Source organism: Ralstonia sp. Ralssp110 (genome assembly GCF_047325135.1).
Taxonomy (GTDB): Bacteria; Pseudomonadota; Gammaproteobacteria; order Burkholderiales; family Burkholderiaceae; genus Ralstonia; species Ralstonia mojiangensis.
In genome coordinates, this window is sequence record NZ_CP168609.1 from 259,198 (window position 1) to 280,355 (window position 21,158).

A 21,158-nucleotide genomic window follows, 5' to 3' on the forward strand; every position below is an offset into this window, starting at 1 on the left:
CCGAGTTAGCTGGCGTTGCGAATCGCTTTTACGTAGTCCCGCTGGAACACGCACATGCGCAAGGCGTTGTGATACGCACCGTTGCTGAAGAACTCCTCGATCAGCTCGCCTTCGCGCTGGAATCCGCATTTTTCGTACACGTGGATCGCGCGTTCGTTCACCACGTCTACAACGAGATACAGCTTGTGCAGATTCAGCACCATGAATGCATAGTCGACGGCCAGTCGCGTTGCGGTTGAAGCATAGCCGTGACCTTGCCAGCTGGGCGCGATGATGATCTGGAATTCGCCGCGGCGGTGGATGTAGTTCAGCTCCATCAACTCGACCAGACCCACGGCTTCGCCGGCATTGTTCTCGCAGATGAAGCGGCGCTCGCGCTGATCGTGCACGTGGCGGTCGTAGAGTTGTGAGAGTTCAGTGAAGGTTTCGTACGGTTCTTCGAACCAGTAACGCATGATCTTCGCGTCGTTGTTCAGCTCGTGCACGAAGCGCAGGTCGTTGCGCTCCAGCGGGCGCAGGGAAAGGTCGCGCGATTTTTCGATCACCATGGTGTTGTCCTTGTTATGTTGAGGCGCCCGACATCGCGTCGACGTCCCTACAGTGTCAGCAAGGACGTGTCGCTGCGGATGCGTGTTTGCGCTGCGGTTGCGCGCGTCGGCGCCGATCCAGATAAAGCCACCACCCCGTTGCCGCAAACACCGGCAGCATCAACGCTCCGATCAACACTAGCACGACGCCGATCGGGCCGAAATAGCGTCCATTGTGAAGCGGCAACATGCCTGCCAGCAGGCGTTGCATTGGCGGCTTTGCTGCGAAGGATTCGTTGCGCAGGACGGCTCCGGTACTAGCGTCCAGCGTCAATCGGTTGAAGGCGCGGTCGTGCGGTGCATCGACCGGGAGCCAGTTGATATCGACATGGCCCCTGCGGGCATCGTCGATACGGAGGGTGGCTGTTCCATAGTTCGACGCGTTGGCGAGGAAAGCGTTCCACGTGCGCTCAATTGCCGCATCTTCGAGCGGTTTTCGAGAACCTTCCATCGGTTTTGCCTTGGAGACAACCGGCATGCCGGCCAGGCGCTGCAGGCCATCGCGGTACCAGTCATACGCCCAATACAGGCCGCTGAAGGCGGCCAGCACATACAGCGGCAGCACCAGCGTTCCGATGACGGTATGTACATCCCACCAGCGGATGCGGCCTGCGCGGCTCCAGCGGATGACGAGCCAGCTTCGCCAATTCGTTACGCGGCGCGGCCAACGCAGATACAAGCCGGAAAGGGCCATGACGACGAGCCCAATCGTGCTCGCTCCTACGATCAGCTTGCCGATCTCATCGGCAAGCAAGGTCCGGTGCAGCAGCTTGACGGTGGCGAAGAAGCGCTGCCCGTGCGCTTCGGGCAATAACGTGCCGGTTGCGGCATCGATGTAGCGCAGTTCCCCGCGGCTGCTGCCACCGCGTTTTCCGGGCGGCCACGCATACCAGACGCGCCAGGGCTCGGTGGGGTCGGATGCCGCAGTGATGAAGGTGACGGGGCGCTCGGGCATGGCGGCGCGCGCCTGGGCAGCCACCTGCGGCAGCGTTGGCGCAGGGCCACTGCGCGCGGGTAGGCTGAGCACGCCGGGATTGAGCGCCCGCAGCAGTTCGTCCTCGTACGCCATCAGCGCGCCGGTGGCGCCCACGACGGCCAGCACCACGCTGGCTGACAACCCGATCAGCCAGTGCAGGCGGAAGATCACTCGTCGCAGCATCGCAGGTTCGCCTGTTCGCCGCTTACATCTTGTAGCGCACGCCCAGCAACGCCATGCGCGGGGCACCCGGCATGTTGTAGTTCTCGGCGCCGCCGTGCGCCGACACGTAGTACGCGCGGTTAAACAGGTTTTGCAGATTCAGCGTGACGTCAACGTGCTTGCTGCGATAACCGGCGCCCAGGTCGACGGTCATGTAGCCGGGCAGCGTTGTCAGGTTGTACTGCGATGCGTAACGCGCAGCTTCCGCACGCACGCCGCCGGCAATGTAGAAGCCGTTCGGCAGATCGTGCTTCAACCATACCGAGCCGCTGTGCCGCGGCGTGAGGGACGGCTGGTTGCCGTTGACCGCCACACTGCCACTGCGGTCGTTCGGGTTCTCCAGACGGCCGTTCAGGTAGGCATAGCTCGCCATCAGCGACCAGGTTTTCACAATCTCGCCGGTGAACGACAGCTCCAGGCCGCGCGTGCGCTGCGTGCCGATGGGCACACCCAGCAGCGTGACGGGATCCGCCGCCGTCAGGTTCGTCTGCTTCATGTCGAACAGCGCCGCCGTGACGCTTGCACCGGCCGAGAGGTCGTACTTGGCGCCGATCTCGTAGTTCGTTGTCGACTGCGGGGCCAGCGCGCCGCTGTTGGGGAAGAACGTGAAGCTGTCTGCCAGCGGCTGGAACGAGCGGCTGTACGACGCGTACAGCGAAAGCGGCTCGATCGGGTGATACACAACGCCGAGGCGCGGGCTGACCGGCTTGTCGGTGCGCGACAGATCCACATTGCGCGGGGTCAGGTCGTCACGGCTTTGCTTGAGGATTTCATAGCGCAGCCCGGCAAGCACCGTCCATTGTGGTGAGAACTTGATCAAGTCCTGTACGTACGCCGCATACGTCTCGTTGTGCGAGAGGCCGTAGTTGGTGGGCACCGCGTTGCCGGGTACGGTCGGCAACACCTGCAGCGTCGGGTTGAAGAGGTTGTAGGTCGTGGTGCCGGGCGCGCCGGCCACGCGGTCGCTCTTGTCCTGATAGCCCAGCTCGATGCCGTACAGCAGCGTGTGCTGGATGCCCCAGGTCTCGGCCTTCTGCGTCAGCTCGTTCTGCCACAGGGTGCCGCGGTCGCTGCGGTTGCGTTGGTTGACAGCGAGCGTGACGGTCGGGATCGGCCCATCGGTAACGCGGCTGACGGTCGTGTAGTTGTTTCGGCCGAGCGAGTATTCGTAGTTGCGCACCACGCTGTGGAACGACCATTTATCGTTGAAGCGGTGGTCCAGCGTAGCGGTCACGCTCTTGACGGTGGATTCGACATTACCGGCAGCGGCGTCGGCGGAGCCATAGCGCGTCTCGATGGGAACGTTCACGGGACGGCCGCGGTACGACGGCACGCCCTGGTCTGCGATGCGCTTGTCGTGCAGGTAATCGAACTGCACCGTCAGCTTGGTATCGGGCGCCAGGTTGAACAGGAACGACGGCGAGATCGCCTGGCGGCGTAGGAAGTAGTCGTTGCGGAACCCGCCCGAATCCTCAACCGCACCGGTAACGCGCGCGCGGATGGCGTCGTCGTTGATGGACGTGTTCAGGTCGAACTCGGCGCGCTTCTGGCGCTCCGTACCGACCACGACGCCCACCTCGGCCAGCGGCGTGGCCAGCGGTTTCTTGGTCACGCGATTGATGATGCCGCCGGACGAACCGCGCCCGTACAGCACGGCCGCCGGACCCTTCAGCACTTCAATGCGGTCGATGTTGGAGAGATCGCGGAAGTAAAGCGAGTCGTCCCGCAGGCCGTCGACGTACTGGTCATTGATCGACGAGAAACCGCGAATGGTCACCTGATCGCGCTGCGCATCGCCCAGCGAGGCCGACACGCCCGGCACGTTGCGCAGGGTGTCGTTGATCGACAGCGCGCCCTGGTCCTGGATCACCGCACGCGGCACGACGTTCACCGACTGCGGAATCTCGCGCAGCGGCACGGGAATCTTCGTGGCGGTGTTGGCGATGGGCGTGTCGTAGCTCGTGCTGCTGCGCGTACCCTTGACCGTGGAAGTCGGCAACGTGCCAGCGTCGGCTGCGGCAACGGTGTCGTCGGCAGTTGCCACCTGGGCAAACGGCAGCGTTCCAAGGACGGCCAGAGACAGGCACAAACGTTTCGGCGGCATTGCAGTTCCCGTAAAGTGAAAAGTAGGGCGCGACTCCCTCCCCCGAGGTTGGCGCCTTCAGAATGTGAAGGCGCAGATAATAATGAGAACAATTCCTATTTACAAGAGAGTTAAGGCGTGTTTTTGACGATGGGCAACGTTTGCTGGCCCCGCGCGAGGCAATTTTTCATGTATCACCCGTAAGGTTTTGGGCACCAAGTTGCGCCGCCACCGTCTCATTCGCCTGTTTTTGCCATTTTTTCCCCATGTCGCATTCATCACATCAGATGCCATTGAGAGCCGCTTTGGTGGGCTACGGCTACGCCGGCAAACTGTTTCACGCAGCATTGATCGACGCTACGCCGGGGCTGCATTTACACGTCATTGGCTCCAACCGGCCCGACGCCGTGCATGCGGATCGGCCCAACGCCGTGGTCTGCACGCCCGAGGCGGCGGCAACGCATTCGGAGGTCGACCTCGTCGTCATTGCCGCGCCTAACGACCGCCATGCGCCTTTGGCTGAAGCTGCGTTGCGCGCGGGCAAACATGTCGTGGTGGACAAGCCGTTTACCGTCACGCTGGCAGAGGCGCGGCATCTGGCTCGGCTGGCGCGTGAAACGGGGCGCGTGCTGTCGGTCTTCCAGAACCGCCGCTGGGACAGCGATTTCCTCGCTGTGCAAGCTGCGATTGCCGGTGGGGGCATCGGCGAGGCCATGCACGTCGAGGCGCATTTCGACCGCTATCGCCCGCAGGTTCGTGCCCGCTGGCGTGAGCAGGCGGGGCAGGGCACGGGCATCTGGTTTGATCTTGGCCCGCACCTGATCGACCAGACGCTGCAACTGCTCGGCTTGCCGGATGCGGTGAGCGCCTCGTTTGCACGCCAGCGGCCGGGCGCCGAAACGCCGGACTGGGCGCATGTCGTGCTTGAAGCGGGCGAGCGCCGAGCGGTTCTTCACGCGAGCATGCTGGTGGCGGGCGGCTCGCCGCGCTGGGTCGTCCATGGCACGCGCGGTTCGTTCATTAAGCGCCGGATGGATCAGCAGGAAGCGCAGCTCCTTGCCGGCATGCAGCCCGGTGCGCAAGGCTGGGGTGCGGACGACGACGCGGGCCTGCTGATCGACGGCGCAACCTCAGCCGAAACCAGCATTGCAACGCCCTCGGGCGATCAGCGCGCTTACTACGCTGCTGTGCGCGACGCCATCCTCGGCGAGCGCGCAAACCCGGTCCCGCCCGTGCAAGCCGTGGCCGTCATGGCCGTGCTGGAAGCCGCCGTGGCCGCGGCCGAAACCGGCACGGCTGTCGTACCGGACCTGACCGATGCAGAACGCGCGGATTGGCTGGCTGCGCGGGAGACGGCCTCGTGAACGGCGTCGTCATCCTGTTGCTGGTGGCGGGCGGCTTGCTCGCCGTGGTGGCGCTGGTGCAGATGCTGGCCTCGCGCCTGACGCTGCCGGAATCGACATTGCTGGCGCTGGCGGGCATCGGCATCGGCGGCGCCTATGTGATCGTTCAGAACAGCGCGCCGGCCTCCGCGGCCACGTTCTTCGCGCCGCTCGTCGATCCGAGTTGGCCGGCAGAGGCGTATCTGTGGCTGTTCTTGCCGCCGCTGCTCTTTCAGGCAGCGCTGTCGGTGGACGTGCGCAGCATGGCGCCGGATGCCGCGCCGATCTTGATGCTGGCCATCGTCGCCGTGGTGGTCGCCACGGGCGTGATCGGACTCGCTGCGGCCGCTGTCACGCCGTTCGGCATCGTCACGTGTTTGTTGCTCGGCGCGATGATTGCCACGACCGATCCATCCGCTGTGATTGCGGTATTTCGCGACGTGGGCGCGCCAGCACGGTTGATCCGCCTGGTGGAAGGCGAAGCGCTGCTGAACGATGCGGCCGCCATTGCCATCATGGGCGTGCTGCTTGCCATGCTGACAGGCCACGGCGGTGATGCCACCGTTGGCACCGGCCTGCGCGAACTGGCCAAGGCGTTTGGTGGCGGCGTCGTGTTCGGGTTGATTGCCGGGCGCATCGCCGCATTCCTGCTGCCTGCGCTGCGCGGCATTGCCCAGGCTGAAGCCGCGTGGACGCTGGCGCTGCCGTATCCGCTGTATCTCGTGGCCGAAAACGTGCTGGGCGTGTCGGGCGTGGTGTCGGTGGTTTGTGCGGGGCTGGTGATCGGCGCGCTGGGCCGCACGCGCCTGACGCCGCGCAACTGGTCGCACCTGCAGCTCATCTGGGAGCAGATTGCAGCGCTGGCTGGGGCGGTGGTCTTCCTGCTGGCTGCGGTGCGCGTTCCGGAGCTGTTGCACGGCGTGGTGTGGAAAGACGCGCTTTGGCTGGCGGTGATCGTGTTGGCTGCGCTTGGTGCACGACTCGCGGTGCTGTTCGGTCTGTTGCCTGCGCTCGCGTGGCTCAAGCTCTCTGCACCAGTCAGCCATGCCTACAAGCTTGCGATTGCGTGGGGCGGCTTGCGTGGCGCCGTCACGTTGGTGTTGGCACTGGGCGTGGCGGAGAACCAGGCCGTGCACGAGGCAGATCGCCATTTCGTCACCATCCTTGCCACCGGCTTTGTGCTGGTGAGCGTGCTCTTCAACGGCGCCACATTGCGCTGGGTGATGCGCCGGCTGGGGCTGGATCAGTTGTCGCCGCAAGAGCAGGCCCTGCAAGGGCAGGCGCTGAACATGTCGACGGAGGAAGTGGAATCCACCATGCGCCGCATCGGCGGGCATTTCCATTTCACCTCGGGTGCGACGGATCAGGCGGCGCGGGCGTATCGGCGGGAGGTCGCGGCTGGTGCGGTCGAGCTGAACCTTGAAGAAGCGCTGTCCGAACGCGAGCGCCTGACCATAGGTCTCGTTTCACTCGCCACGCGCGAGCGCGAGTTGATTCCCGAGTACGGCAACGGCCTCGTCTCCATCCGCAACCTTGACGCGATGATGCGCAACACCGCGGACATGATCGACGCGGCCCGCACGGAGGGGCGTCTTGGCTACAAGCGCGCATCGCGGCGCATCCTGGCCAAGCACGCCGGCTACCGGTTCGCGGTCTGGCTGCACCGCGTGGTGCATATCGACCGCCCGCTGGCCAACGCGCTGGCTGATCGCTTTGAATTGCTCATTTGTCGCCAGACGGTGCTCGAACGCTTGCGCGCGTACAACCGTGCGTCGCTGCAGCCCGTGTTGGGCGAGCGCATGGCAGATCTGCTCGACGGCGTGTTGATTGCCCGGATCGAGGCGGCGGAAGAGGGTCTGGCCGAACTGCGCGGAAAGTTTGGCGACTACAGCGCCGCCCTGGAAAAGCGCCTGCTCGTGTTGTTCGCGCTCTACATCGGTCAGAGCAAGATCGACACGATGCTGGCCGAAACGGTGATCTCGAAAGAGGTCTACAAGCAGATCAGCGCGGTCATCCGCCGTGCCTGGACGGCCGCGCTGCCGCGGCCGCCGCTGTCGACTGCGCTGCGCATGCCGGCCGCTCAGGAGTAGATTGCTCAGAGCCGCTTGTCTTCCCGCTCCACGCCTGGATGGCGGTGGATGTCGTGCGTGACGAAGCCCGTGTCGTTGTCGGGCATCTCTAGCCACTCCGGATGCGAGAGCGATTCGCGAATATCCGCCAGGCCCGAGGCCCAGTGGTCGCGCATGGTTGATGGCCCGAACTGGATGTCCTTGCCCGGCCCTTCATGTTCCTTGGCGGCATAGATGAGGTGGAAGACGTTGTAGCGTTTGGTGCAGGCCATTTCCTGCGCGTGCTTGTACCACTGCGTGCGCTCGAACTCCTTGGGTGGCAGGTGATCGAGCAGCTTGCGCATCAACCGACGAGTCGATTGCGAGCGCTCCATCCAGTCGGTAGTAAGCCGCGTGCGGCTGGAGTACTGCAAGTCCTTCTGCCGGCTGGCCACGCCGATCATCGTATTGGGCACCGGCCCCAGCGCGCTCCAAAGGTCCACCTGAAACACCAGCGTGTCGCGGCGCGGCTTGGTGCCAAGCACATAGGACAGCGGCGTGTTGGAGACGACACCGCCGTCCCAGTAATACTCGCCGTCGATCAGCACGGGCGGAAAGCCCGGCGGCAGCGCGCCCGATGCCATGAAGTGCTCTGCGCGCAGACGGCGCTCGGTGTTATCAAACGCTTCCAGATTGCCTGTGCGCACGTTCACGGCACCCACTGACACGCGGATGCCGCCATCGTTGATGCGGTCGAAATCGCACAGGCGTTCCAGCGTCGCCTTGAGCGGCGTAGTGTCGTAATAGCTGGCTTCGAGCGGGTCGACTTCGTTGGCTGGCAGGGGAGCGGGAAAGCGCGGTGTGAAAAAGCCGCGCTGGCCCTCGAGCAGCGTATCGGCGGCTTGCATGGCGGTCAGCCATTTGCGCAGATGCGCATTGCCGTCAAACCAGGCGTTTTCCAGGATGTCAGGCAGCGGCGGCGAGAACGTCGGCTGCGTGATGATCTGCCAGAACTCACGCAGCTTTGCTTGCCGATGCTCGGGCGCATTGCCTGCAATGATGGCCGTATTCAGCGCCCCGATGGAGATGCCCGCAATCCAGTTCGGCACGATGCCGGCTTCGTCCAGCCCTTCGAACACGCCGGCTTGGTACGAGCCAAGCGCGCCGCCGCCTTGCAGCACCAGCGCGATGTTCTCGTACGCCGGCAGCACGATGCGCTGTGCCGTGGTGAGCGGTGCATCTGCCGGGCGCGACGATTCTGCCGGTGTGGGCCGCTTGCTTGCGGCCACGCGTAGTTTGGGTGCGGGCATATCTCCTCCAACCTCCTTGCGTGTGCAGAGACTTATTGCATGAACCAGCCGTGGCTCACCACGAACGATTGGCCGGTCAGCGCGGCGCTCGGGAACGTGGCCAGGAAGCGCACCGTCTCGGCCACGTCTTCCACCGTGGTGAACACGCCGTCCACGGTATCACCCAGCATGACCTTTTTCACGACTTCGTCTTCGCTGATGCCGAGTTCCTTGGCCTGCTCGGGAATCTGCTTTTCGACCAGCGGTGTGCGCACAAAACCTGGGCACACCACGTGCGAACGCACGTTATGCGCGGCGCCTTCCTTGGCCAGCACCTTGTTCAGGCCGAGCAGCGCATGCTTGGCCGCCACGTAGGCCGACTTGAGCGGCGAACCCTCGTGCGAGTGCACCGAGCCCATGTAGATCACCACGCCGCCACGGTTGTCCTTGTACATGTGGCGCAGCGCGGCACGTGTGGTCAGAAACGCGCCATCGACGTGGATGGCCTGCATCTTCTTCCAGTCGGCAAACGAGTAGCTCACGAACGGGTTGACGATCTGGATGCCGGCGTTCGAAACGAGGATATCGACCGAGCCGAGCTCTTCAGCCACGCGGTCGATGCCGCTGTCTACGGCTTGTTCATCGGTCACGTCCATGCGCAGGCCGATCGCCTTGCCGCCCGCATCGGTGATCTCTTTGGCGACGGCCTTGGCGCCGTCTTCGTTCAGGTCAACGATGGCGATGGCCGCGCCCGAGCCGGCGAGCGTGAGGGCGATCTGCTTGCCGATGCCGCTTGCGGCACCGGTGACGACGGCGACCTTGCCTTTCAAATCAGACATGTGTGTACTCCGAGGGTTGACGGAAAAAAGGATGGCGTCGGGCAGGCGTTACTGCGCGAGGTAATCGAACACGACCTCGCCCATGCCAAGGGTCAGGTCTGCAATGATGTGCCGGGCTTCGACAATCTCCAGCACAGGCAGTTCGGCCACGGGTGCCAGCGCATGGTGCGCCAGCTCCAACGATGCTGGGCCCGTCCAGGCACCTTTCATGTCGACATCAATCATGTAGTTGCGCGACAGCTCGCAGATGCGCGCGGTCTTGCCGTCCACGTGCGGAATGATCTTGAGCAGGAAGTTCGGGCGCTCCAGGCGGCGTTTCTGCTCAGCCAGATCCAGCTCACGGTGCTTGTACCCCATGGTGCCGGTTGCTACGCGCACGGGGCCGTAGTCGAGCGTGCCGATCAGGGTGTCCTTGTCCGTCACGAGCCTGGGCGTGGCGAGCTTCTTGGGAAAGCCCCACATTTCACGGCCGCCGGCCAGGGGCGGGTGGTCGTCGAGATACATCGCCAGCGTGTACGTGCCGGGCTTGCCCTCGTAGGTGACGGGAATCACCTGGCCGCTCTCGGTGTAATCGCCAAAGCCGGTGGAGTCGGCCATGCGGATGAACTCGTAGGCGACCAGCGGTTCAGGCACCACCAGCGGCTCGGGCACCATGGCGCGCAGCTTGGCCGGGTCGGTGCGGTACGTGATGATGAAGAACTCGCGATGGATGAAGCGGTACGGGCCGGGCGGGTACGCGGGGCTCGTGAGCGGCATTGCGAACGCGGTTTCGCGGACGGTCTTGATGTCCATGGCACTCCTTGTGCAGGCTGGCTGCAAGTGGCGTTGGGAATCGGTACGGCGCAAGAGAACGGTAGGCGACAGCGCATCGTGTCGCGCTTTTGTGACGCTGCAACCTTCCGTTCACGCGAATCACGTTTGAGTGCCCGTAACGTGATTGATTGCATGCAATACGTCATTGCGACATATGCGGACAGCGCCGTTACGCGCGCGAGAGAAATTCCCAGAGTGCAGGTTCGGCGGAGTACGCCACGTTGAAGCGTAGCCACGGGCTGGGCTCGTCATGCGGCCGGAAATACTGTCCCGGTGCAAGCCAGATGTTGTGATCGATGGCCCGATTGGCCAGCGCGGAGGCATCTGCGTGGCCCGGCAGCCGGGCCCACAGGAAGAGGCCGTGCCCTGGTGTATCGAACAATTCGGCACCATGTTGGCGCATGAGAGCTTCGACGTGCGTGTGAGCTTCGCCAAGCCGCGCAATCAGCCGCGCCACGTGCTCTCCATAGACGGGGCGCGTGACGAAAGCGTGCACGATGCGCTCGGTGATCTCCGACGAGGTGAGTGCCACTGCCATCTTGGTGCGCGCAAGTTCGCGCGTGATGGCGGCGTCGGCCACCACGTAGCCCGCGCGCAATGACGGCGAGATCGTCTTGGAGAAGCCGCTCACGTAGAGCGTGCGGCGCAGGCCGTCGAGCGCGGCCAGCATCGGCGCGGCCGGGTCGGCCAGTTCGCGGTGCAAGTCGTCTTCAACGATCCACAGGCCGTGCTGTTCGGCCAGTTGCAGCACGCGATAAGCGTTCTGTGCGGTCATTGAAGAGCCGGTGGGGTTCTGCAGCACGGAACTGGTGAAAAGGGCGCGCGGCCGGTCGGTATCGTCCGCGCGGAGGATGGTTTCCAATGCTGCTGTGTCGAGCCCATCCGGTGTGCGCGGCACGCCGACCACGCGCAGGCCGGCCAGCTTGAGCACCTGGAGCACATTGCAGTAGCCCGGATCATCCACGGCGACGACGTCGCCGGCTTTGAACAGGGTGCGGACGATCAGGTCGAGTGCCTGCGTGGCGCCGCTGGTCAGCAGCACTTGCGAGCGTTCCACCGGCAGCCCACGCAGCGCAAGCGACTGCGCCACATATTCGCCCAGCGGCGCATAACCCCACGGGTGTCCGTAGCCCGCCACCCGAAGCGCGGAAACACGGCTCACCGCGCGCATGGCTTCCTGCACGCCGCGCTCGTCGAGCCAGTCGTTCGGCAGCCAGCCGCAGCCCGGTTTGATGGCGATGGAGCGATCGGCAAACACATCCGAGAGCAACCACGCCGCGTTGAGTGTGGGCGGCTCCCAGCGAGGGGCCACGGGCGCCGGTTGGGTGGGGGTGCGCGCCGCCACCAGGTAGCCCGAGCGCGGCCGCGCCACGATGGCGCCCAGTGCCGCCAGCCGTGTATAGGCCTCCGCCACCGTAAAGGTGCTCACATCGTGGGCCTGGGCCAACTTGCGCACGGAAGGCAGCCGCGTGCCTGGCAGCAGAGTGTGGCTGTCGACCGCCGCACGAATACCTTGGACGATCTGGTCGACCAACGTACGCTGGGGATGAGAAGGATCGAGTTCGAGTTGCATGTTGCGATGCAGCGGGGATGCGGTGGTGGACGCCTATACAGTTTCTTATAGAACCGCCATCTGTGCATGTCCGTGTCGGATTTGACTCTGTACAGTTTGCTCCAACGGCTGGCTTGCCAGTCCATTCCCTTTCGCTGTTTTTTCGGAGTGACCGATGAAACCCGCACCGCACCCGCTGGAAACCACCGATCTGTCCTACTTCTGGATGCCGTTCACGGCCAACCGCCAGTACAAGGCCGCGCCGCGCCTGCTGACGTCGGCCCAGGGCATGTACTATCGCGACGGCGATGGCCGCGAGGTGCTGGACGGCACGGCGGGCCTCTGGTGCGTCAATGCCGGCCACTGCCGCAAGGAAATCGTCGACGCCATCACCACGCAGGCCGCCACGCTGGATTTCGCGCCCACCTTCCAGATGGGCCACCCGCTGGCGTTTCGTGCGGCAGAAAAAGTCGCCGAGATCATGCCGGAGGGTCTGAACCGCATCTTCTTCGTCAACTCGGGTTCGGAAGCGGTGGATACGGCGCTCAAGATTGCGCTGGCGTACCACCGCGCACGGGGCGAAGGGCAGCGCACACGCCTGATCGGCCGCGAGCGCGGCTATCACGGGGTGGGTTTTGGCGGCATCTCGGTGGGCGGTATCTCGCCGAACCGCAAGGCGTTCTCGGCAAACCTGCTACCCAGCGTCGACCATCTGCCGCACACGCATGCGCCTGAGCACAATGCGTTTTCCAAAGGCCAGCCGGCCTGGGGCGAGCACCTGGCGGACGAGCTTGAGCGCCTTGTGACGCTGCATGACGCATCGACCATCGCCGCCGTCATCGTCGAGCCGCTGGCGGGTTCCACGGGCGTGCTGGTGCCGCCCAAGGGCTATCTGCAGCGTCTGCGCGCGCTGTGCGACAAGCACGGCATCCTGCTGATCTTCGATGAGGTCATTACCGGTTTTGGCCGCCTGGGCGCGGCAACGGCAGCGGAGTTCTTTGGCGTGACGCCCGATCTGCTGACGATGGCCAAGGGCATCAACAACGCTGCCGTGCCGATGGGGGCTGTGGCCGTGCGCCAGTCGGTGCACGACACCGTGGTCGATGCCGGCGCGCCCGGTGCGATCGAGCTGTTCCACGGCTATACGTATTCGGCTCACCCGCTGGCTGCGGCCGCGGCGGTCGCAGCGCTGGATCTGTACCGCAGCGAAGGGCTGTTCGAGCGCGCGCGTGCGATGTCGCCGGCGTTTGAAGCAGCGGCGCATTCGGTCAAGGGTGCGCCGCATGTGAAGGACATCCGCAACCTGGGCCTGGTCGCCGGCATCGAGCTGGAATCGCGGCCGGGCGCGGTGGGCGCGCGGGCTTACGAAGTCTTCCTGAAATGCCTGGAGCGTGGCGTGCTGGTGCGCTACACCGGCGACATCCTGGCGTTCTCCCCGCCGCTCATCATTGAAGAGGCGCAGATCGCGCGCATCTTCGACACCGTTCGCACCGTTCTGCAAGAGGTAGCCTGAAATGAACCGACCGATTGATCCCGCCGTGACGGAATCCGTCATCAGCCATTACATCGGCGGGCAACGCCATGCCAGCACCGGCACGCGCAGCGCCGATGTGTTCAACCCCGCCACGGGCGCCGTGAGCGCGCAGGTGCTGCTGGGCGGCAAATCCGAAGTGGACGCCGCCGTGGCCGCGGCGCATGCGGCCGCCGCCGATTGGGCGGAGACCTCGCCGCTCAAGCGCTCGCGCGTTCTGTTCAAGTTCAAGGAGCTGCTCGACCAGAACCAGGATGCCCTGGCTGCAGCCATCACGCGGGAGCACGGCAAGGTGTTCTCCGATGCCAAGGGCGAAGTCACGCGCGGCATCGAAGTGGTGGAATTTGCTTGCGGCATTCCGAACCTGCTCAAGACCGAGTTCACCGACAACATTGGCGGCGGCATCGACAACTGGAACCTGCGCCAGCCGCTGGGCGTGGTGGCCGGCATCACGCCGTTCAACTTCCCGTTCATGGTGCCGATGTGGATGGCGCCGGTGGCACTGGCGTGCGGCAACACGTTCATCCTCAAGCCGAGTGAGCGCGATCCGACCCCCAGTCTGATGATTGCCGACCTGCTCAAGCAGGCTGGCCTGCCCGATGGCGTGTTCAACGTCGTACAGGGTGGCAAGGATGCCGTCGATGCGCTGCTCGAGCATCCGGATGTGCAGGCCGTCTCGTTCGTCGGCAGCACGCCCATCGCCGAATACATTTACGCCGAGGGCACCAAGCGCGGCAAGCGCGTGCAAGCCCTGGGCGGCGCAAAGAACCATCTCGTGGTCATGCCCGATGCGGACCTCGACCAAGCGGTGGATGCCCTGATCGGTGCCGGCTACGGTTCGGCTGGCGAGCGTTGCATGGCGATCTCTGTGGCCGTGGCAGTGGGCGACGTGGCTGACAAGCTCGTCCCGCGCCTTGCCGAGCGCGCCCGTGCGCTCAAGATCGGCAACGGCATGCAAGCCGACAGCGAAATGGGCCCACTCGTGACGGCTGCGCACAAGGCCAAGGTCGAAGGCTATATCGCCAAGGGCGTGGAAGAGGGCGCCAAGCTGGTGGTGGACGGCCGCGGCCACACGGTCGAGAGCCATGCTGAGGGCTTCTTCACGGGTGGCACGCTGTTCGACCACGTCAAGCCTGAGATGACGATCTACAAGGAAGAGATCTTCGGCCCGGTGCTTTCGGTGGTGCGCGTGCACGATCTTGCCGAGGCGGTGAAACTGATCAACGCGCACGAGTTCGGCAACGGTGTGTCGTGCTACACGAGCGATGGCGGCGTGGCGCGCGCATTTGCGCGGCAGATCCAGGTGGGCATGGTCGGGATCAACGTGCCGATTCCGGTGCCGATGGCATGGCATAGCTTTGGCGGCTGGAAGCGCTCGCTCTTCGGTGACCACCACGCCTATGGCGAAGAAGGCGTGCGTTTCTACACGCGTTACAAGAGCGTAATGCAACGCTGGCCGGATTCGATTGCCAAGGGCGCCGAGTTCGTGATGCCGACAGCCAAGTAAGCCGACGCGTCACCCATGAGAAAGGGAGGCAGTGCCTCCCTTTTCCTTTTGAACATGCCGAATTGAAACCGGCGTGTCATATCGGTTTGATGTTGACGGCGATCAGTTCGCCATCGGGCCCAATCTCTACATCAAAGCTGACGCGCTGGCCTTCATGGAATGTCTGCGAGCGCGAAAACTGGATTTCCGAATCCCGAATGAAACTCGGGGCAGCATGCATTTCTGCAGCTGCCCCGGCGGGCGGATCATATTGAACGGCGTTCTCTTCAATTCGGCTGGCCATTGCATGCTCCCAATAGGGGTTCGTCAAACCAGGCCACCGCTTCCGGCGGCCATCCGACTGCTTGATGGCAAACACGTACTGAACAACCTGCCTGGCGGAATATCCCGGCCAATACACGCGCGAGGAAACCTCGCGCGGCAAGCCAAAACCGGGCTACCGCGCCCGCGTGCTCCTAGTTACTGGGGCACGATGTTCGAAGCTTGCTTGCCCTTGGGGCCTTGCGTGACTTCGAACGACACCTTCTGACCTTCCTTCAGGCTTTTGAAGCCTGCGGAGTTGATAGCGGAGAAATGTGCGAAAAGGTCTTCGCCGCCATCATCCGGGGTAATGAAGCCGAAACCCTTTGCGTCGTTGAACCACTTGACGGTACCAGTAGCCATGATTTTGAGTCGTGAAGTTGAGAAATCGATCGGCCGCCGGCCAAATACAAACGCAGCAGGCAGACCCGGCCTAACCGGCCAAACGATCGTTTGGTGAATATATGCTTGGCGCGTCTCCCCGTCAAAGTCTGTTTTTTTAAGCTTTCTTTTCGGACCGGGTAGCCCCGTCGTTTTCTGGCGTTCAGCAGGGTTCGCGCAGGCTCGCCATCGGTGCAAACACCCGCGCAAAACCGAGCGTTTTCACCTAAGCTTTAGTGGCTTCTGCCGCACTCGGCCCACCGTAAAGCCAGCGCCGCAGACGGTGCACGAAAATTGCGTGTGCCCCCGTCGTTCCAGTCGCAGCCTACCCATGACGACCGCCGCAGCCAGTAAAACCAAGAAAAATCCCGCGTTGATGGCCACCATGGTGGGCGCAATTGGCGTGGTCTTCGGGGACATCGGCACCAGCCCCCTGTATGCGTTAAAGGAATGCTTCAACCCCGAGCATGGGGTTCCGTTTTCCGATCAGACCGTCTTCGGCATCCTGTCGATGCTGTTCTGGGCGATGACGCTGGTGGTGTCCATCAAGTACGTGCTGTTCGTCATGCGCGCTGACAACAACGGCGAAGGCGGGATCCTGGCGCTCACGGCGCTGGCCATGCGTGCGAGCAGCGGTAGCGCGCGGTTCACACGCACGTTGATGCTGCTCGGCCTGCTGGGCGCCGCCATGTTCTATGGCGATGCCGTCATCACACCCGCCATTTCCGTGCTCTCCGCCATTGAAGGCATGGAGATCATGGCGCCCGCGTTGCAGAAATGGGTGTTACCCCTCGCGCTGATCGTACTGATCGCCCTGTTTTTGATCCAGAAGCAGGGCACGCACGTGGTTGGGCGCCTCTTCGGGCCGATCATGGTGATTTGGTTCGTGCTGCTGGGGCTGATGGGGATAGTTTCGGTGGTGAAGTCGCCGCAGATATTGGTGGCGCTGAGCCCCGTGTACGCCATTGAATTCGGGTTTCGGCATACGGTGCTGGCGTTCATCGTGTTCGGCTCGGTGTTTCTGGCGCTGACCGGCGCCGAGGCGTTGTATGCCGACATGGGCCACTTTGGCGCGCGCCCGATCCGCTACGCGTGGTTCTACATTGCCATGCCGTGTCTGCTGCTGAACTACTTTGGCCAGGGTGCCTTGCTCCTGCGTGAGCCAAGCGCTGTGCAGAACCCCTTCTTTCTGTTGATGCCGAATTGGGCAGTGGGCCCGATGGTGCTATTGGCCACCGCGGCCACCGTCATTGCGTCACAGGCAGTCATCTCAGGTGCATTTTCGATGACGGCGCAGGCCGTGCATCTGGGCTATGCGCCCCGCATGAAGATTCTCTACACGTCGGATGTGGAGATCGGCCAGATCTACGTGCCGGTGGTGAACTACATGCTCCTGGTGCTGGTGGTGGCGGTGGTGCTGGCTTTCGGCAAATCCGACAATCTGGCAGCGGCCTACGGTATTGCGGTAACGACCACCATGGTGCTGACGACGGGTCTGGTCACGGTGGTCATGCGCAACGCCTGGAAGTGGCGCCTGTCGCTGGTGGCCTGCATCGGCGCGGTTTTCCTGGCGGTGGATCTGTCGTTCTTCTCCGCCAACCTGCTGAAGATTGCCGCAGGTGGTTGGTTCCCACTGCTGCTCGGTGGCTTGATCTTCTTCCTGATGGTGACGTGGCACTCGGGCACGCAGCTGTTGAAGGCGCGCAATGTGGAAGGCGGCATTCCGCTCGAGCCGTTCATGGAAGGGCTGCTGCGCCATCCTCCGTATCGGGTGGACGGCACGGCCGTGTATCTCACGCCCAGCATCGACTTCGTGCCCCTGGCGTTGCTGCACAACCTCAAGCACAACCACGTGCTGCACAAGCGCGTGCTGTTCATTCACTTCCGCACGCTGGCCGTGCCGTATGTGGACCCTGCCAAGCGCCTGGCCATCAAAACCATTGGCGATGATATCCACACCGCTGTGGTCGATTTCGGCTTCAAGGAAACACCAGCCGTTGACGAGATCGTCCGCAACGTCGGTGAGCGGCTGGGCATCGTTTTTGAGGATATGGAAACCTCGTTCTTCATTACGCGCGCCACGGTGGTGCCGTCGCCGCTGCCCGGCATGGCGATGTGGCGGGAGTCGTTGTTTGCCTGGATGCAGCACAACAGCGCCAAACCGTCGGACTTCTTCCGGATTCCTGCCAACCGGCTGGTTGAGCTGGGGAGCAAGGTGGAGATTTAGCCTCGGGCGTGCTGTGCGCTACGCAAACCGCGTCACGCCATCACCCCGGCAGAACGCCAGCAGTGTCAGCTGTCCGGCCTTGGCGTGGCGAATCGCCAGCGAGGACGGAGCGGAGATTGTTGCCAGTAGCGGCACCTGTACCTGCACACACTTGCGCGCCAGTTCGAAGCTCGCGCGGCTTGTCATGACGATGAACCCGTCTGCGGGGCGGATGCCGAGCCGGGCCAGCCGGCCGATCAGCTTGTCCAGCGCGTTGTGACGGCCCACGTCTTCCAGCACATGCAGCGGCGCGTTGCCGTCTGCAAATACCCAGCCTGCGGCATGCAAGCCGCCGGTGAGCGCGTTGGCCGGCTGATGCGCCGTCATCGCGTGCATGGCGTCCAGCACTTGTGCGTCGGTCAATGACGCCAGCCATGCAGCCGGCCCCAACGGTGTCGGAGCATCTTCAAACGTCTGCAGGCTTTCAATGCCACACAGGCCGCAGCCGGTTGGGCCGGCCAGCGCGCGGCGGCGTTCCTTCAGCCGCACGAAGCAATGCGAAGCGATTTCCGCATGCACTTCAAGCCCATGCGGATGCGCTTCCACATCTGCACCACGCCAATCGGCGCGACTGTCGATGATGCCTTCAGACAGCGCGAAACCCAGTGCAAAGTCTTCCAGGTCGGCTGGCGACGCCATCATCACTGCATGGGTGATGCCGTTGAAGACCAGAGCGACCGGTGCTTCATCGGCGACAGCGGTGGAGGTGTCTTCTTGCGTGCCGGCGCGCGTGCGCTTCGTCGCGATGGTGGAAACGACGGGCAAGCCGGCGGGGTGGCGGGGCAGAAAAGTCATGCAGTGAAATCGGGCAGAACGCGGCCGGCGTCGAGCAGCACGATGAGCCAGCGTGTGTCGTCCATGGCTACGCGCAGCAGGCCAGCATCAGCCAGCGGATGCAGCGCGCGCAGTACTGTGCTGGCGCGCTCGCCTACGCGCTTGGTCAGCCACGGCAGCGACACCGGTTTGCCTGCATCGGTCTCGCGCAATGCGGCCAGTAGCGCTAGTTGCAGCGCAGACCATGCCGGCTCGGTTGGCATCAGGCTTCTGCCGTGTTGGCGGCCTGGGTATCCGCAGCGCGCTCGACCTGGCTCGGCACCAGCATCACCGGAATCGACTTTGAAGTCGGCGTGCGAGCCTGGTCAGCGACGGAAGAGAGCGGTACCAGCGGGTTGGTTTCGGGGTAATACGCCGCCAGACACCCGCGCGGAATGTCATACGCCACCAGACGGAAGCCATCGGCGCGGCGCGTAGTGCCGTCTTCAGAGAGCGTCACCATGTCGACCCACTCGCCGTCTTTCATGCGGATCGTGTGCAGGTCTTCCTTGTTGATGAAGACCACGCGGCGCTGGCCGAACACGCCACGGTAGCGGTCGTCCATGCCGTAGATGGTGGTGTTGTACTGGTCGTGCGAGCGCACCGTAGCCAGCGTGAAGACCGTCGTATCCGCATGGCGCTCGCGGGCGCGATGGACTGGCGTGTCGGTCGGCACGGCGTGCGTGTGGAATTCCGCCTTGCCCGACGGCGTGCTCCACACCCGTTCGGATGCGGTGTTGCGCAGGCGGAAGCCGCCCGGCACGCGGATCTTCTCGTTGAAGCCGGCAAAGTCGTCGAACACGGCTTCGATGCGCTCGCGGATGCGGTCATAGTCTTCCACCAGCCAGCGCCACGGGATGGTGCTCTCGGGCAGCGTGGCTTCCGCCAGCCGCGCCACGATGGCCGGCTCCGACAGCAGATGCGGCGAGGCCGGCGGATTGATGCCTGCCGACATGTGCACCATGCTCATCGAGTCTTCCACCGTCACGCCTTGCGTGCCGCCAGCCTGCTGGTCGACCTCGGTACGGCCCAGGCAGGGCAGAATCAGCGCGGCCTTGCCGTGCACGATGTGGCTGCGGTTGAGCTTGGTGGTTACGTGCACGGTCAGGTCGCACTGGCGCAGGCCGGCCCACGTGGCGGCGGTGTCCGGCGTGGCCGCCGCAAAGTTGCCGCCCATGGCGAAGAACACGCGCGCCGCGCCATTGCGCATCGCCTCGATGGCGCCGACGGTGTCGTAGCCATGTTCGCGCGGTACTTGAATCCCGAAGACCTGCTCCAGCCGATCCAGAAACGCGGGGGCGGGCTTCTCGTAAATGCCCATGGTGCGATCGCCCTGCACGTTGCTGTGGCCGCGCACGGGGCACGCGCCGGCGCCCGGGCGGCCGATGTTGCCGCGCAGCAGCAGCAGGTTGACGATCATCTGGATCGTCGCCACAGAATGCTTGTGCTGCGTGATGCCCATGCCCCAGCAGGCGATGACGCTGCCGGCCTTGATGTAGGTGTCGCCGGCCTGGCGGATTTCGTGTTCTGGCAGGCCCGATTCGGCTTCGATGGTTGCCCACGATTCGGCGCGCACGTCGGCGGCGAAGGCGTCGTAGCCGCCGGTGTGCTGGGCGATGAAGGCGTGGTCGATGATGGCAGGCTCTCCGCGGCTGCGTGCCACGTCGTCACGCTCGATCACGTGTTTGATGATGCCTTTGACGGTGGCCAGGTCGCCGCCGATGCGGACTTGGTGGTACTCCGTGCTGATGCGCGTGGAGCCCAGCGTCAGCATCTCGATCTTGCTTTGCGGATCGGCAAAGCGCTCCAGCCCGCGCTCGCGCAGCGGGTTGAACGAGACGATGGCCGCGCCGCGCTTGGAGGCCTCGCGTAGCTCACCGAGCATGCGCGGGTGATTCGTCCCCGGGTTCTGGCCGAAGATGAAGATGGCATCAGCCTTGGTGAAATCGTCGAGCGTGACGGTGCCCTTGCCGACGCCGATGCTGCCCCGCATGCCCGTGCCGGAAGGCTCGTGGCACATGTTGGAGCAGTCGGGGAAATTGTTCGTGCCGTAGGCGCGCACGAACAACTGGTAGAGGAAAGCCGCCTCATTGCTGGTGCGGCCCGAGGTGTAGAAGATCGCCTGGTTCGGATCGGGCAGCGCGCGCAGGTGCTGCGCGATCAGAGCGAAGGCGGCGTCCCATTCGATCGGTACGTACTTGTCGCTGGCCGCGTCGTACACCATCGGGTGCGTGAGGCGCCCCTGGTCTTCGAGTGCGTAGTCGGACCAGTCGGCCAACTCCCTCACGGTGTGCTGTGCGAAGAACTCCGGCGTGGTGCGGCGCGACGTCGCTTCTGCAGCTACGGCTTTGACGCCGTTCTCGCAGAACTCGAAGGTGGAGGCGTGGTCGCGATCGGGCCAGGCGCAGCCGGGGCAGTCGAAGCCGTCGGGCTGGTTGGCCGACAGCATCGTCTTGGCGCCCTTGGCCGCGATGCCCTGCGACAGCAATTGATGCGCAACGCTTTTAAGCGCGCCCCAGCCACCGGCCGGGTGACGGTAAAACTCGATCTTCTGGTGCTTCATGGGTGG

17 protein-coding genes are annotated in these 21,158 nt (G+C 64.0%); 5 read left to right on the forward strand and 12 right to left on the reverse strand.

The features are described from left to right. Positions 1-5 precede the first annotated feature (5 nt). The 3 genes from speG to ACEN9T_RS01795 are packed head-to-tail and all read right to left on the reverse strand — an operon-like array spanning position 6 to position 3,889. The gene (gene speG, locus ACEN9T_RS01785) at positions 6-548 is read right to left on the reverse strand and encodes a spermidine N1-acetyltransferase (RefSeq protein ID WP_092971912.1); all 543 of its coding nucleotides are present in this window, start codon (positions 546-548) and stop codon (positions 6-8) included. Positions 549-603: 55 nt separating this feature from the next. Further along, a complete protein-coding gene (locus ACEN9T_RS01790; protein WP_092971911.1) occupies positions 604-1,746 on the reverse strand; it encodes a PepSY-associated TM helix domain-containing protein in 1,143 nt (380 codons plus the stop codon). Between the two features lie 22 nt (positions 1,747-1,768). Next, entirely contained in the window at positions 1,769-3,889 is a 2,121-nt protein-coding gene (locus ACEN9T_RS01795; RefSeq protein ID WP_413706239.1) for a TonB-dependent receptor, read from the reverse strand. Positions 3,890-4,155: 266 nt separating this feature from the next. On the opposite strand from ACEN9T_RS01795, the gene ACEN9T_RS01800 reads away from it, so the two are divergent. Further along, positions 4,156-5,232: an oxidoreductase gene (locus ACEN9T_RS01800; RefSeq protein WP_413706240.1), complete on the forward strand. Its 1,077-nt coding sequence runs from the start codon at positions 4,156-4,158 to the stop codon at positions 5,230-5,232. After that, the gene (locus tag ACEN9T_RS01805; RefSeq protein ID WP_092971909.1) at positions 5,229-7,340 is read left to right on the forward strand and encodes a cation:proton antiporter; all 2,112 of its coding nucleotides are present in this window, start codon (positions 5,229-5,231) and stop codon (positions 7,338-7,340) included. Before ACEN9T_RS01800 ends, ACEN9T_RS01805 begins: the two co-directional genes overlap by 4 nt. Positions 7,341-7,345: 5 nt before the next feature. Here the strand turns inward: ACEN9T_RS01805 and ACEN9T_RS01810 are convergent, their stop codons facing one another. The 4 genes from ACEN9T_RS01810 to ACEN9T_RS01825 all read right to left on the reverse strand — a co-directional run bounded on the left by ACEN9T_RS01810 (position 7,346) and on the right by ACEN9T_RS01825 (position 11,812). Further along, positions 7,346-8,608 (reverse strand): DUF3734 domain-containing protein, encoded by a 1,263-nt coding sequence (locus ACEN9T_RS01810; RefSeq protein ID WP_024978708.1) that lies wholly within the window; start codon positions 8,606-8,608, stop codon positions 7,346-7,348. Positions 8,609-8,640: 32 nt separating this feature from the next. Then, positions 8,641-9,426, reverse strand: a complete 786-nt coding sequence (locus tag ACEN9T_RS01815; RefSeq protein WP_092971908.1) for a 3-hydroxybutyrate dehydrogenase — start codon at positions 9,424-9,426, stop codon at positions 8,641-8,643. 48 nt (positions 9,427-9,474) lie between these two features. Beyond that, positions 9,475-10,218 (reverse strand): acetoacetate decarboxylase, encoded by a 744-nt coding sequence (locus ACEN9T_RS01820; protein ID WP_092971907.1) that lies wholly within the window; start codon positions 10,216-10,218, stop codon positions 9,475-9,477. Between the two features lie 190 nt (positions 10,219-10,408). Beyond that, entirely contained in the window at positions 10,409-11,812 is a 1,404-nt protein-coding gene (locus ACEN9T_RS01825; RefSeq protein WP_413706241.1) for a PLP-dependent aminotransferase family protein, read from the reverse strand. A gap of 154 nt (positions 11,813-11,966) precedes the next feature. On the opposite strand from ACEN9T_RS01825, the gene ACEN9T_RS01830 reads away from it, so the two are divergent. Both ACEN9T_RS01830 and ACEN9T_RS01835 read left to right on the forward strand, forming a co-directional pair. Continuing rightward, complete coding sequence (locus ACEN9T_RS01830; protein WP_325652944.1) at positions 11,967-13,304, forward strand: aspartate aminotransferase family protein; 1,338 nt, start codon at positions 11,967-11,969, stop codon at positions 13,302-13,304. A 1-nt stretch (position 13,305) separates the two neighbouring features. Then, positions 13,306-14,829 (forward strand): CoA-acylating methylmalonate-semialdehyde dehydrogenase, encoded by a 1,524-nt coding sequence (locus ACEN9T_RS01835; protein ID WP_413706242.1) that lies wholly within the window; start codon positions 13,306-13,308, stop codon positions 14,827-14,829. 76 nt (positions 14,830-14,905) lie between these two features. On the opposite strand, the gene ACEN9T_RS01840 is transcribed toward ACEN9T_RS01835, so the two are convergent. Continuing rightward, positions 14,906-15,112 carry a cold-shock protein gene (locus ACEN9T_RS01840; RefSeq protein ID WP_024978714.1) on the reverse strand — a complete coding sequence of 69 codons (207 nt, stop codon included), beginning with the start codon at positions 15,110-15,112 and terminating at the stop codon, positions 14,906-14,908. A 176-nt stretch (positions 15,113-15,288) separates the two neighbouring features. Continuing rightward, complete coding sequence (locus ACEN9T_RS01845) at positions 15,289-15,492, reverse strand: cold-shock protein (RefSeq protein ID WP_004627322.1); 204 nt, start codon at positions 15,490-15,492, stop codon at positions 15,289-15,291. A gap of 349 nt (positions 15,493-15,841) precedes the next feature. Here ACEN9T_RS01845 and ACEN9T_RS01850 point away from each other — a divergent pair, with 349 nt between their 5' ends. Next, positions 15,842-17,737, forward strand: a complete 1,896-nt coding sequence (locus ACEN9T_RS01850) for a potassium transporter Kup (protein ID WP_092971902.1) — start codon at positions 15,842-15,844, stop codon at positions 17,735-17,737. A gap of 18 nt (positions 17,738-17,755) precedes the next feature. On the opposite strand, the gene fdhD is transcribed toward ACEN9T_RS01850, so the two are convergent. From fdhD to ACEN9T_RS01865, 3 genes are read right to left on the reverse strand one after another with little or no spacing between them, the layout of a single operon-like run. Continuing rightward, positions 17,756-18,571, reverse strand: coding sequence for a formate dehydrogenase accessory sulfurtransferase FdhD (gene fdhD, locus ACEN9T_RS01855; RefSeq protein ID WP_413706243.1), 816 nt, complete (start codon positions 18,569-18,571; stop codon positions 17,756-17,758). Beyond that, positions 18,568-18,813: a hypothetical protein gene (locus ACEN9T_RS01860; RefSeq protein WP_092971900.1), complete on the reverse strand. Its 246-nt coding sequence runs from the start codon at positions 18,811-18,813 to the stop codon at positions 18,568-18,570. The genes fdhD and ACEN9T_RS01860 overlap by 4 nt, the downstream gene beginning before the upstream one ends. Continuing rightward, positions 18,813-21,152, reverse strand: coding sequence for an FdhF/YdeP family oxidoreductase (locus tag ACEN9T_RS01865; protein WP_413706244.1), 2,340 nt, complete (start codon positions 21,150-21,152; stop codon positions 18,813-18,815). Before ACEN9T_RS01865 ends, ACEN9T_RS01860 begins: the two co-directional genes overlap by 1 nt. Positions 21,153-21,158 lie beyond the last annotated feature (6 nt).